Source organism: Paraburkholderia lacunae, assembly GCF_003353175.1.
In the GTDB taxonomy this organism is placed as follows: Bacteria; Pseudomonadota; Gammaproteobacteria; order Burkholderiales; family Burkholderiaceae; genus Paraburkholderia; species Paraburkholderia lacunae.
The window spans coordinates 13,259-25,098 of sequence record NZ_QHKS01000023.1 but is presented as its reverse complement, the minus strand read 5'-3'; the positions used below and the strand labels follow the sequence as shown (position 1 = coordinate 25,098).

The window sequence follows — 11,840 nt, the reverse complement described above, 5'->3', positions numbered from 1 at the left end:
ATGACGTCTGCGACTACCCCGGCTCACGTTTCGCCGTCCAGTACGGGCACGGGCGCCGGACGCGAAGCGCAGTCCGGCTTCGCGCTCGGCTTGCCGCCGCGTCCCGCGCTACTGTCGCGGCGTGCGTGGCTCGCGCTGATCGCGCTGATCGTCGTGTTCGGCCTCGGCGTGCCGTTCGCCGCGCTGGCGGTGCCGGAGACGAGCGCGTTCCATCTGTCGGCCTACGCGATGACGCTGACCGGCAAGTTCATGTGCTACGCGATCGCCGCGCTCGCACTCGATCTCGTGTGGGGTTACTGCGGCATTCTGAGTCTTGGGCATGCACTGTTCTTTGCATTGGGTGGCTACGCGATCGGCATGTACCTGATGCGCGCGATCGGCCACGAAGGCAAATACGGCAGCGACCTGCCCGACTTCATGGTGTTTCTCGACTGGCATGAACTGCCCTGGTACTGGCAAGGCACCCAGCATCTCGGCTATGCGCTGCTGCTGGTGGTGCTGGTGCCGGCGGTGATCGCGTGGGTGTTCGGCTTCTTCACGTTCCGTTCGCGGGTGAAGGGCGTGTACCTGTCGATCATCACGCAGGCGATGACTTTCGCCGCGATGCTGCTGTTCTATCGCAACGAAACCGGCTTCGGCGGCAACAACGGCTTCACCGACTTCAAGCGCATCGGCGGCTTTCCGATCACGCATCCGGGCACGCGCGCCGCCCTGCTCCTGATCACCTTCGCCGTGTTGATTCTCGCGTTTATCGGCGCGCGGGCGATCGTCGCGTCGAAGCTCGGCCGCGTGGTCACTGCGGTGCGCGACGGCGAGACGCGCCTGATGTTCCTCGGCTACAGCCCGTTGGCGTACAAGCTGTTCGTGTGGACCGTATCCGCCGTGTTGTGCGGGATTGCGGGCGCGCTGTATGTGCCGCAGGTCGGCATCATCAATCCGGGCGAGATGTCGCCCGGCAACTCGATTGAAATGGCGATCTGGGTCGCCGTGGGCGGGCGCGGCACGTTGATCGGACCGATCATCGGCGCGTTCGCTGTGAATGGCGCGAAGAGCTTTTTCACGGCGAACTTTCCTGAATACTGGCTGTTCTTTCTTGGCTTGATTTTCGTGCTGGTGCCCTTGTTGCTGCCGAACGGCATGATGGGACTGATCGAACTCGTCACGCGCAAGAGGAACCGTTCATGAACGAAAACCCGATGGTTCCTGATCTTGCATTGCCTGAAGAGCCCGCTGAACGCTCGTTGAGCGGCGTCGCCAGCATGGGGCGCGCGGTGGTGCCTGGCGAGATCGACATTTCGCACGGGACGATTCTGTACCTCGAAGACGTGACCGTCAGTTTCGATGGTTTTCGCGCGCTGAACGCGCTGACCTTGTCGATCGATGCGGGGGAGTTGCGATGCATCATCGGTCCGAATGGCGCGGGCAAGACGACGATGATGGATGTCATCACCGGGAAGACCGAGCCGGATTCCGGCAAGGTTTTTCTGGGGCAGTCGCTCGATCTGACGCGGATGAACGAGCCGTCTATTGCGCGTGCCGGCATTGGGCGGAAGTTTCAGAAGCCGACTGTTTTTGAGCAGCATCCTGTGTGGGAGAACCTCGAGTTGGCGATGAAGGCCGACAAGGGATGGTGGGCTTCTTTACGCGCCCGGTTGGATCGCGAGGCGCAGGCCCGGATTGAAGAGACGTTGGTTTTGATTGGGCTGGAGAGCGAGGCTCGACGGCTTGCCGGTGAGTTATCGCATGGGCAGAAACAGCGGCTCGAGATTGGGATGTTGCTGATGCAGCAGCCGGCGCTGCTTTTGCTCGATGAGCCTGCGGCTGGGATGACTGATGACGAGACCATGCAGTTGGCTGAGTTGCTCAATCATCTGCGGGGGACGTGTTCGATGATGGTTGTGGAGCACGATATGGAGTTTGTTGCAGCCCTGTCTGGTGATACCGGGAAGGTTACTGTAATGGCCGAAGGGCGGGTTCTTGCTCATGGCACGCTTGAGGAAGTCAAGAAGGACGAGACGGTCATCGAGTCGTACCTAGGGAGGTGACCTGGTTTTTTTGCCTTTGGCGGCGGCACGGGTTGTGTGTCTACGGCGTTGCCAAAGGCAAAAAACAAAAGCCGCCCAGAATCCGAGGAACGATCCAAATGTTAGAAGTAGAAAACCTGAACCAATATTACGGCGGCAGTCACATCCTGCGAGATGTGAAACTGACCGTGCCGGACGGCAAGCTAACCGTCCTATTGGGCCGCAACGGCGTAGGCAAAACCACGCTGCTCAGATGCCTGATGGGCGTCGTTCAAACCAGGAGCGGTTCAATCGCCTGGCGTGGAACGCCGATCACAAAACTCCCAACTTACTCGAGAGTAGAACAAGGCTTGGCCTACGTCCCGCAAGGCCGTGACATCTTCCCCCGGCTGACAGTCGAAGAAAACCTGTTGGTAGGCGCAGCGAGCAAAAAAGCCCCCAAAAAAATCCCCGACCGCATCTACGACCTCTTCCCAGTACTAAAAGATATGCGCACCCGCCGCGGCGGCGACCTCTCGGGCGGTCAACAGCAGCAGCTCGCAATAGGCCGTGCCCTCATGAGCGAGCCTCAATTGCTGATCCTCGATGAACCCACCGAAGGTATCCAGCCGTCGATCATCCAGGACATCGGCCGCACACTGCGTCAGCTAGTCGAAGAAATGGGCATGACCGTCCTGCTCGTCGAACAGTATTACGATTTCGCCAAGGAAATCGCCGATCGCTATTGGGTCATGAGCCGCGGAGAAATCATCGCGGGCGGCGAAGGCGCCAATATGGACTCGGACGGCGTACGCGCCCTCATCGCCGTCTGATAAAAACACCCGCCGCAGCGTGATATTCTCGCCGCATCACTACGGCAACGCGTCGAGCGCCGCTCGACGCGCGACGGCTCGCCCGCTCCCAATACGTCCATTCGCATGTCGCTTCACGAAAATCACGTCACGCTCGCCGCCGCGCAAAACACGGCGCACTCGCAATGGCGCGCACGTCTCGAACTCGGCTTCGTCAAACACGGCGAGCGGACCACGCTCGCTCACCGCCGGCACGACGGGCCGTTGCGCGTGCAACGGCCGCTCTACCCGGAAGGCAATGCGATCTGTCATGCGGTGATCGTGCATCCGCCAGGCGGGATCGCGGGCGGCGATCGGCTCGATATCGATGTCGAGCTTGGCGCCGGTACGCATGCCGTCCTGACGACGCCCGGCGCGACCAAGTGGTACAAGTCCAATGGACGCGCGGCGCAGCAGACTATCGACGTGCGAGTCGGCGCCCACGCACGGCTCGATTGGCTGCCGCAGAACAATATCGTGTTCGATAGCGCGAACGCTCAGCTTGAATTCACGCTGACCCTTGCCGATGGCGCTACCGCGATCGGGTGGGATGCGACGCAGCTTGGACGGCAAGCTGCCGGTGAACGGTGGTCGGCTGGGCGGCTGCGCGCTGTATCGCGGATCGTCGGCGCGGATGGTCAGCTGCTCTGGTTCGAACGCGCGAGTCTTGCAGCGGATGATCCGCTGCGGGATGCCGCGCAAGGGCTCGATGGGTTTCCGGCGTACGGGACGTTGTGGGCCGTCGGGCCCGCTTGTGACGATGCGCTTGCTGAAGCGCTGACTGCCCAACTCCCGTTTGACGATGCGCTGCGCGCCGGGGCTTCCTGTGTCACATCCGGGGTCTTGATCGTGCGCGCCGTTGCTCGCTCCATGGAAACGCTGCAGCGGACTCTGACTCAATGCTGGCTTCAATTGCGGCCTGTCGTGCATGGGGTCGAGGCGGTGCCGCTGCGGATCTGGTCGACCTAGTACTTCCCGACACCACTCACAGTCTTTCACCGTCGTAAGCCCATGCGCGCACCATCCTGACGCGCAACAATGCTCGTTTTCGGTGCATCACCCCGTCAACGCCACGCTCCGCCCCGCCGCACCGGCATGGCATATACCTTGCTCGACAAGCTCCCACGATGCTGCCGCGTCCTGACGGCAGCCGACCGCTTGTCGCCACCACCCGCTCAATCCTATGACCCGATCGACCCTTCGTCCCGCGCGCCGCGCCCTGCTCGCCGCCCTGTTGCTCTCGCCCTTCCTCGCGTTCAATGCGCCCGCCGCTCAAGCGGATACGCTCGATAACATCGCTAAAGCCGGTGTGCTCAAAGTCGCGGTACCGGAAGACTATCCGCCGTTCGGCTCGGTCGGCGCCGATATGAAGCCGCAAGGCTACGACATCGACACCGCAGCCCTTCTCGCGAAGTCGATGAACGTAAAGCTCGAACTCGTGCCGGTCAACAGCGCGAACCGCATTCCGTATCTGCAAACCGGCAAGGTCGATCTGGTCATCTCGTCGCTCGGCAAAACGCCGGATCGCGAGAAGGTCATCGATTTCTCGAACGCCTATGCACCGTACTATCAAGGCGTGTTCGGTCCGGCCGACATCAAGGTCGCCAGCCCCGCCGATCTCACCGGCAAGACGGTCGGCGCCACTCGCGGCGCGCTTGAGGAAATCGGTCTCACGCAGATGGCGCCGAACGCGACCATCAAACGCTTCGAAGACAACAACGCCACCATCGCCGCGTTCCTCTCGGGTCAGGTGCAGCTGATCGCCGCCGGTAACATCGTGGCCGCCGCGATCCTCGCGAAGAATCCGCCGCGTCGTCCGGAGCCGAAGTTCGTCATCAAGAATTCGCCGTGCTTCGTCGGTATGAACAAGAACGAGGAACGCCTGCAACAGAAGGTCAACGCCACCATCGCGCAAGCGAAACAGGACGGCACGCTCAACACGATGTCGAAAAAATGGTTCGGCACGCCGCTGCCGACCGATCTGTAAGCGCGTCGTTAGCCGGACTTGATACCGTGACAGGCTCATCCGGCATTGCGCTCGTCCTGGCCCATCCGTGCACGGCACGCGATCGCGGCCACGACGCGCAGCGCCCATCACTATCGCCGCCTGCCCCGCTCGGGACAGGCGCAACCCTAAGCACATAATCGATGAAGCTGACACCTCGCGAGAAGGACAAGCTGCTGATCTTCACCGCCGCGCTACTCGCCGAACGGCGCCGTGCGCGCGGCCTCAAACTGAATTACCCGGAGGCGATCGCTTTCATCACCGCCGCGCTGATGGAAGCGGCCCGCGACGGCAAGACCGTCGCCGAAGTCATGCACTACGGCACCACGCTGCTCACGCGTGACGACGTGATGGAAGGCGTGCCGGAAATGATCCCCGACATCCAGGTCGAAGCCACCTTCCCCGACGGCACCAAGCTCGTCACCGTCCATCACCCGATCCCGTAAGGCAGGCCCCATGATTCCCGGCGAACTCCTCATCGACGACGGCGAACACGAACTCAACGCGGGCCGCGCCACCGTCACGGTGGTCGTGTCGAATACCGGCGACCGGCCGGTGCAGATCGGCTCGCACTACCACTTCTACGAAGTGAACCCGGCGCTCTCCTTCGATCGCGAAACAGCACGCGGCTTCCGGCTGAACATCGCGGCGGGCACTGCCGTGCGCTTCGAGCCCGGCCAGGAACGCACCGTCGAACTGGTCGAACTGGCGGGCGAGCGCGTCGTCTACGGCTTCAACGGCAAGGTGATGGGCAAGCTGTGATGCGCGACTCATGCGCGCTTGCCCGAACCGCCCTGCTCATTTCCGGACCCACACCATGACATTACGCATTGGCCGCCGCGCATACGCGGAAATGTTCGGCCCCACCACCGGCGACCGCGTGCGCCTCGCCGATACGGACCTGCTGATCGAAGTCGAACGCGACTTCACGACCTACGGCGAAGAAGTGAAATTCGGCGGCGGCAAGGTGATTCGCGACGGCATGGGCCAGTCGCAACGCGTGCATGCCGACGTGGTCGATACGGTCGTGACGAACGCGGTGATTCTCGATCATTGGGGCATCGTCAAAGCCGACATCGGCATCAAGAACGGCCGCATTGCCGCGATCGGCAAAGCAGGCAACCCGGACATTCAGCCGAACGTGACGATCGCGATCGGCGCGTCCACCGAAGTGATCGCCGGCGAAGGCCTGATCGTGACGGCGGGCGGCATCGATACGCACATCCACTTCATCAGCCCGCAGCAGATCGAAGAAGCACTCGCGAGCGGCGTCACGACCATGCTCGGCGGCGGCACCGGTCCCGCGACAGGCACGAACGCCACCACCTGCACGCCGGGTCCGTGGCATCTCGAACGCATGCTGCAAGCGGCCGACGGTTATCCGATGAACCTCGGCTTTCTCGGCAAGGGCAACGTGAGCCAGCCGCAGCCCGCGCTGGAGCAGATCGCCGCAGGTGCGATCGGTCTGAAGCTGCACGAAGACTGGGGCACGACGCCCGCTGCCATCGACAACTGCCTCAGCGTCGCCGACGACACCGACACGCAGGTCGCGATTCACACGGATACGCTGAACGAAGCCGGTTTTGTCGAAGCGACAGTCGCGGCGTTCAAGGGCCGCACGATCCACACGTATCACACGGAAGGCGCAGGCGGCGGCCACGCGCCGGACATCATCAAGGTGTGCGGCGAAGCGAACGTGCTGCCGTCGTCCACCAATCCGACGCGCCCGTACACCGTCAACACGCTCGAAGAACATCTCGACATGCTGATGGTGTGCCACCACCTGGACCCGTCGATCGCGGAAGACATCGCGTTCGCCGAATCCCGCATCCGCCGCGAGACCATCGCCGCCGAAGACATCCTGCACGACCTCGGTGCGCTGTCGATGCTGTCGTCGGATTCGCAGGCCATGGGGCGCGTGGGCGAAGTGATCATCCGCACGTGGCAGACCGCGCACAAGATGAAGGTTCAACGCGGAGCGCTACCCGAGGACAACGCGCGCCACGACAATTTCCGCGCGAAACGTTACGTCGCGAAGTACACGATCAATCCGGCGATCACGCACGGCATTGCGCATGAAGTCGGCTCGATCGAACCCGGCAAATGGGCCGATCTGGTGTTCTGGGAACCGGCGTTTTTCGGCATCAAGCCGTCGCTGATTCTGAAGGGCGGCATGATCGCGATGGCGCAGATGGGCGACCCGAATGCGTCGATTCCCACGCCGCAGCCGGTGCACTATCGCGAGATGTTCGCGACACGTGGCGGTGCGCTGGGACGCACGTCGCTCACCTTCGTTTCGCAGATGGCCGCCGATGCGGGCGTCGGCGAACGCTACGGCCTGAATAAGCGTATCGTTGCCGTAAAGAACTGCCGCAACATCACGAAGGCCGACATGATTCACAACGCGTGGCGTCCGGCGATCAGCGTCGACCCGGAGACGTATCAGGTCATCGCGGACGGTCAGTTGCTGACTTGCGAACCAGCAACCGTGCTGCCGATGGCGCAACGCTACTTCCTGTTCTAAACCATGCGCACTATCGACAAACTGATTGCGCCGCATCTGAAGCTGGCACCTGTGCTGGTGAAGCGCGCGCCGACCCTGACGCTCGCTTTCGACGAGCGCCGCAAGAGCCGCCTCGCGGCGACGCTCGATAACGGCGAAGAGGTCGCACTGCTGCTGCCGCGCGGCACGGTGCTGCGCGACGGCGATGTGCTGGTCGCCGACGACGGCGGTTTGGTTCGCGTCGTGGCCGCGCCCGAAACGGTGCTGTACGTCCGCGCCAAAGATGCGCTGACGCTCACGCGCGCCGCGTACCATCTCGGCAATCGCCACACGCCCGTCGAAGTCGGCGCGGATTATCTGAAGCTCGAATACGATCCGGTGCTGGCCGATATGCTCAAGCGCATCGGCGCAACGGTCGATCAGGTGTCGATGCCGTTCCAGCCGGAATCCGGCGCGTACGGCGGCGGCCACAAGCATGGTCACGACGAGACTTTCGCCGAAGACTACGCCATCGCGCAGCAGGTGTTCGACGAGCATCACGGTCATGAGCATTCGCATGATCACGACCATGAGCACGGCCATGAGCACGGCCACAGCCACGCGCACGGCCACGCGCACGGCCACGATCATGAGCGCGGTCACGACCACGACCACGACCACGGCGATCACGTCCACGACGAATCGTGCGGCCACGGGCATCACCATCGTCATGCGCATCGCTGAACTCACGGCGCTGCTGCATCTCGCGTCGCCGGCGCTGCCGATCGGCGCGTTCAGCTACTCGCAGGGTCTCGAAGCCGCGATCGAAGCGCAGCTGATCACCAACGCCGATTCCGCACGCGACTGGATCGCGAGCGGTTTGAGCGAGGTGCTCGCGCACGGCGAACTGCCGTTTCTGGCGCATCAGATCGAACGCTGGCGCGCGCACGATGCTGCGGGACTGGCCGCAGCGAATAGCGAGTTCCTCGCGAGCCGCGAGTCGGCCGAATTGAGACGCGAAACGGAGCAGATGGGCTGGTCGTTGCGGCAGTTGTGCGTGTCGCTGGAATGGGGCGATCCAGCACGGCGCGCGACCCTGGCGTCGATCACGCCGTTGGCCCAACCCACGGCCTTTGCGTTCGCCGCCTTCGCGCACGACGCGGCCCCCGACGCCGCTCTCGCCGCTTACGCCTTCAGCTGGGTGGAGAACCAGGCCGCCGCCGCGTTGAAAGCGGTGCCGCTCGGCCAGCTCGCCGGACAACGCATCATCGTCGCGTTGCGCGAGCCGATCGACGCCGCCGTCACGCGCGCACTGGCCACCACCGCGGACAACATCAACACCTTCGCGCCGCAATTAGGCATTTTGTCGGCGCGTCACGAGTCGCAATACTCGCGGCTCTTTCGCTCTTAAGCAGATACAAGCAGATCCATCATGAACGCACCTCATCACGCCGCTCTCCGTACGAAGAAACTGCCACCGCTGCGCGTGGGCGTCGGCGGCCCGGTCGGCTCGGGCAAGACCACGCTGCTCGAAATGCTCTGCAAGGCGATGCGCGAACAGTACGACCTCGTCGCGATCACCAACGATATCTATACGAAAGAAGATCAACGCCTGTTGACGGTGGCGGGCGCGCTGCCGGCCGAGCGGATCATGGGCGTCGAGACAGGCGGCTGCCCGCATACCGCGATTCGCGAAGACGCGTCGATCAACCTCGAAGCCGTCGACCGCATGCTCACGCGTTTTCCCGACGCGGACATCGTGTTCATCGAATCGGGCGGCGACAACCTCGCGGCAACCTTCAGCCCGGAGTTGTCGGACCTGACGATCTATGTGATCGATGTCGCCGGCGGCGAGAAGATTCCGCGCAAAGGCGGACCGGGGATAACGAAGTCGGATCTGCTGGTGATCAACAAGACGGACCTGGCGCCGATGGTCGGCGCGAATCTCGATGTGATGGCGTCCGACGCGAAGAAGATGCGCGGCGAGCGGCCCTTCGTGATGTGCAATCTGAAGGCGCTCGACGGCCTGGATGAAGTGGTGAAATTTATCGAGAAGAAGGGCTTGTTGAAGGTTTGAGCCTTCACTCGCCCGGATGGCATTCGAGCAGGAATGCCATCATCTCGGTCCCATCTCGCACAAACCGATAAGGCGAGCGCAACACGCGCGGCACCCGAGTCACTACTCCGGCAACAACGCCATCAACACATCCACCGTCCGCGCGGTCGCGCCGCGATGGCGCGCGGCGAACGCCGAGGCCGCGCCGCTCATCGCGAGCCGCCGCGCCTTGTCGCCGAACAGCTCGCGCAGCGCGCGCGCCAGCTCGGCCGGGTCCTGCACCTGCACCGCGGCACCCGCCGCGACCGCATCAGCGGTGGCTTGCGTGAAGTTGAACACGTGCGGTCCGATCAGCACCGGCACGCCGACCGCACACGCCTCGATCAGATTCTGCCCACCGAGCGGCAACAAACTCCCGCCGATGAACGCCAGATCCGACGCCGCATAGTAAGCGCCCAACTCGCCCATCGAATCGCCGAGCAGCACATTCGTATTCGAGGACAACGCCGGCACGCCGCCACCCGCGCCGGAAGCAGCCGAAGCCACCGTCGCCGCGGGCGCCCAGGTCGAACGCCGCTCGATGCGCAAGCCCGCTTTCTCGACCAGCGCCGCCACTTCGTTGAACCGCTGGGGATGCCGCGGCACCAGAATCAGCAACGCGTCGTCGATGCCGAGCGCGGCGAACGCCTGCAACACGAGTTCCTCTTCGCCTTCGCGAGTACTCGCCGCGACCCACACCGGCCGCGCGCCGATCGCCGCACGCCACGCATGACCGCGCGCCGCCAGTTCCGGCGGCGTGTTCATATCGAACTTGAGATTGCCGAGCACCGCGACATTGCGCGCGCCCAACGCCGTGAGCCGCTCCGCATCCGCCGGACTCTGCGCCAGCACGCGCGCAAAACCGCCAAACACGCCCCGGGTTGCGTTGCCGAACTTCGCAGCGCGCTTATAGGAACGCGCGGACATCCGTGCATTGGTCAGCACGAGCGGCACATCCGCGCGACGGCATTCGTCGATCAGTGTCGGCCACACTTCGGTTTCCATCACCAGACCGAGCGACGGCCGCCACGTCCGCAAGAACCGCCGCACCGCGTGCGGCATGTCGTACGGCAAATAGCTGCGCAACACGCGGTCGCCGAAAGTCTGCTCGCCGGTCGCGCGGCCGCTCGGCGTCATATGCGTCAGAAGAATCCGCGCATCGGGCCGCGCCTTCATCAGCGCGTCGATCAGCGGCTGCGCGGCGCGCGTCTCGCCCACCGACACCGCATGCACCCAGATCAGCGGCGCATCGTCTTCCGGCAGCCGGCCACGCGCGGAACCGAAACGCTCGCCGATATGCTCGCGATAACCGCGCTCCTTGCGCGAGCGGATCAGCAAGCGCAATACGGCAAGCGGCGCGACGATCCACCAGAGCGCGTTATAGATTGCCCTCAGCATCGGGACTCCGCACGCTCGAGCGCGAATCCGGATGCAAGCGCACGTTTCACAGCGCAATCGAACAAGACAGCGGCGCTCAAACCAGCGCCCTGCCCTTCAGGCGCTCGAGAATGCCGAGCGGCGCGCAGTCCGGCTGCGCCATCGCCTTGACCGGCAGAAAGAAGGTCTGCTCCAGCATGAACTGGCCGGACATCACCGCATGCGAAGTCTGGTCGGAGAAACACACCCACACGCTGCCAGGCGGAAACGGCATGGTCTCCTGCGGGCTCGACTTCTGATACTCGAGATCGGCCTTCATGCTGTCGTGCAGATTCAGCATCAGATGGTCGTATTCGCTACGCGGCGATTTGGTCACGTGCAGCAGATTCAGCAGCCACGCCGAACCCGGCATCTGCGGTTTGATGCGCGGCAGGAAGCGCTTGGCCATATCCTCGAACGGTTCGCCGACGCGCCATACGCGCGGTGCGCCATGCGGATTGACGTTGGTGAACACGCGCAGAATGCGCTCGCCGTAATTCGGCCGCGACGGAAAGGCGTCCACGTGCAAACGGCTATCGTCCTTACGCCACGACGTCTCGCGCCCTTCCACCCGATGCAGCCGCAGGCTCGTCGGCGCGACGCGCAGCTTGCCGTGGTATTCGGGGAATAGCCCATCGACCAGGGTGCGCGCGTTGGCCTGGTAACGCGCGATCAACGCGCGCACCGCCGATTGCGTGACGGCGTCGCCGGCCACGCCGTGCAGCGCGCCGCCATTCGGTTCGAGGCTGATGTTCTTGCGGCTCGGGTCGGCGAGCGCCGGATCGAGCAACGCGTGCTCGCCGCCTTCGATCGCAAAGCGCAGGTTCGGGAAGTACAGCACCTTGCCGCGTTCGACGCCGGCGAGCAGCGTCTCGCGCGGCACGGACAGATTGCGTCCGTGCCAGTCAGCGTTCGCTACTTCGATGATCTGGGTTTCGTTCATGGTCGCCCTTGAAAGCGGATGGAGCGTAAGGCGAAGCGCACGCCG

Annotated in this window: 13 protein-coding genes; 11 read left to right on the top strand and 2 right to left on the bottom strand. The window is 63.7% G+C overall.

What is annotated here, in order from left to right:
• The 11 genes from urtC (at position 1) to ureG (ending at position 9,418) form a co-directional block, all read left to right on the top strand.
• A complete protein-coding gene (gene urtC, locus DLM46_RS28425) occupies positions 1 to 1,185 on the top strand; it encodes an urea ABC transporter permease subunit UrtC (protein WP_115105951.1) in 1,185 nt (394 codons plus the stop codon).
• Positions 1,182 to 2,045 carry an urea ABC transporter ATP-binding protein UrtD gene (gene urtD, locus DLM46_RS28420; protein WP_115105949.1) on the top strand — a complete coding sequence of 288 codons (864 nt, stop codon included), beginning with the start codon at positions 1,182 to 1,184 and terminating at the stop codon, positions 2,043 to 2,045. Before urtC ends, urtD begins: the two co-directional genes overlap by 4 nt.
• A 98-nt stretch (positions 2,046 to 2,143) precedes the next feature.
• Positions 2,144 to 2,836, top strand: coding sequence for an urea ABC transporter ATP-binding subunit UrtE (gene urtE, locus DLM46_RS28415; protein WP_115105947.1), 693 nt, complete (start codon positions 2,144 to 2,146; stop codon positions 2,834 to 2,836).
• A gap of 105 nt (positions 2,837 to 2,941) precedes the next feature.
• Complete coding sequence (locus tag DLM46_RS28410) at positions 2,942 to 3,823, top strand: urease accessory protein UreD (protein WP_115105944.1); 882 nt, start codon at positions 2,942 to 2,944, stop codon at positions 3,821 to 3,823.
• A gap of 214 nt (positions 3,824 to 4,037) precedes the next feature.
• Complete coding sequence (locus tag DLM46_RS28405; protein WP_115105942.1) at positions 4,038 to 4,841, top strand: transporter substrate-binding domain-containing protein; 804 nt, start codon at positions 4,038 to 4,040, stop codon at positions 4,839 to 4,841.
• A 161-nt stretch (positions 4,842 to 5,002) separates the two neighbouring features.
• Positions 5,003 to 5,305, top strand: coding sequence for an urease subunit gamma (gene ureA / locus DLM46_RS28400; RefSeq protein WP_011487082.1), 303 nt, complete (start codon positions 5,003 to 5,005; stop codon positions 5,303 to 5,305).
• A 10-nt stretch (positions 5,306 to 5,315) separates the two neighbouring features.
• Positions 5,316 to 5,621 (top strand): urease subunit beta, encoded by a 306-nt coding sequence (locus tag DLM46_RS28395; protein WP_115105939.1) that lies wholly within the window; start codon positions 5,316 to 5,318, stop codon positions 5,619 to 5,621.
• Between the two features lie 55 nt (positions 5,622 to 5,676).
• Positions 5,677 to 7,383, top strand: a complete 1,707-nt coding sequence (ureC, locus tag DLM46_RS28390; protein WP_115105937.1) for an urease subunit alpha — start codon at positions 5,677 to 5,679, stop codon at positions 7,381 to 7,383.
• A gap of 3 nt (positions 7,384 to 7,386) precedes the next feature.
• A complete protein-coding gene (gene ureE, locus DLM46_RS28385) occupies positions 7,387 to 8,085 on the top strand; it encodes an urease accessory protein UreE (RefSeq protein WP_115105935.1) in 699 nt (232 codons plus the stop codon).
• Positions 8,072 to 8,752 carry an urease accessory protein UreF gene (locus tag DLM46_RS28380; protein ID WP_115105932.1) on the top strand — a complete coding sequence of 227 codons (681 nt, stop codon included), beginning with the start codon at positions 8,072 to 8,074 and terminating at the stop codon, positions 8,750 to 8,752. The genes ureE and DLM46_RS28380 overlap by 14 nt, the downstream gene beginning before the upstream one ends.
• A 21-nt stretch (positions 8,753 to 8,773) precedes the next feature.
• Entirely contained in the window at positions 8,774 to 9,418 is a 645-nt protein-coding gene (ureG, locus tag DLM46_RS28375) for an urease accessory protein UreG (RefSeq protein ID WP_115105930.1), read from the top strand.
• Between the two features lie 102 nt (positions 9,419 to 9,520).
• Here the strand turns inward: ureG and waaA are convergent, their stop codons facing one another.
• Together waaA and kdoO are read right to left on the bottom strand one after the other, a co-directional pair.
• A complete protein-coding gene (gene waaA, locus DLM46_RS28370) occupies positions 9,521 to 10,834 on the bottom strand; it encodes a lipid IV(A) 3-deoxy-D-manno-octulosonic acid transferase (protein ID WP_115105928.1) in 1,314 nt (437 codons plus the stop codon).
• Positions 10,835 to 10,910: 76 nt separating this feature from the next.
• On the bottom strand, positions 10,911 to 11,795 hold the full coding sequence (gene kdoO, locus DLM46_RS28365) for a Kdo hydroxylase KdoO (protein ID WP_115105925.1): 885 nt from the start codon (positions 11,793 to 11,795) through the stop codon (positions 10,911 to 10,913).
• Positions 11,796 to 11,840 lie beyond the last annotated feature (45 nt).

Coding starts and splice junctions, on each gene's coding strand:
- ureA (WP_011487082.1), top strand. CDS start 5,003: ATGAAGCTGACACCTCGCGAGAAGGACAAGCTGCTGATCTTCACCGCC.
- kdoO (WP_115105925.1), bottom strand. CDS start 11,795: ATGAACGAAACCCAGATCATCGAAGTAGCGAACGCTGACTGGCACGGA.
- ureE (WP_115105935.1), top strand. CDS start 7,387: ATGCGCACTATCGACAAACTGATTGCGCCGCATCTGAAGCTGGCACCT.
- DLM46_RS28405 (WP_115105942.1), top strand. CDS start 4,038: ATGACCCGATCGACCCTTCGTCCCGCGCGCCGCGCCCTGCTCGCCGCC.
- urtD (WP_115105949.1), top strand. CDS start 1,182: ATGAACGAAAACCCGATGGTTCCTGATCTTGCATTGCCTGAAGAGCCC.
- ureC (WP_115105937.1), top strand. CDS start 5,677: ATGACATTACGCATTGGCCGCCGCGCATACGCGGAAATGTTCGGCCCC.
- DLM46_RS28380 (WP_115105932.1), top strand. CDS start 8,072: ATGCGCATCGCTGAACTCACGGCGCTGCTGCATCTCGCGTCGCCGGCG.
- urtE (WP_115105947.1), top strand. CDS start 2,144: ATGTTAGAAGTAGAAAACCTGAACCAATATTACGGCGGCAGTCACATC.
- ureG (WP_115105930.1), top strand. CDS start 8,774: ATGAACGCACCTCATCACGCCGCTCTCCGTACGAAGAAACTGCCACCG.
- urtC (WP_115105951.1), top strand. CDS start 1: ATGACGTCTGCGACTACCCCGGCTCACGTTTCGCCGTCCAGTACGGGC.
- DLM46_RS28395 (WP_115105939.1), top strand. CDS start 5,316: ATGATTCCCGGCGAACTCCTCATCGACGACGGCGAACACGAACTCAAC.
- DLM46_RS28410 (WP_115105944.1), top strand. CDS start 2,942: ATGTCGCTTCACGAAAATCACGTCACGCTCGCCGCCGCGCAAAACACG.
- waaA (WP_115105928.1), bottom strand. CDS start 10,834: ATGCTGAGGGCAATCTATAACGCGCTCTGGTGGATCGTCGCGCCGCTT.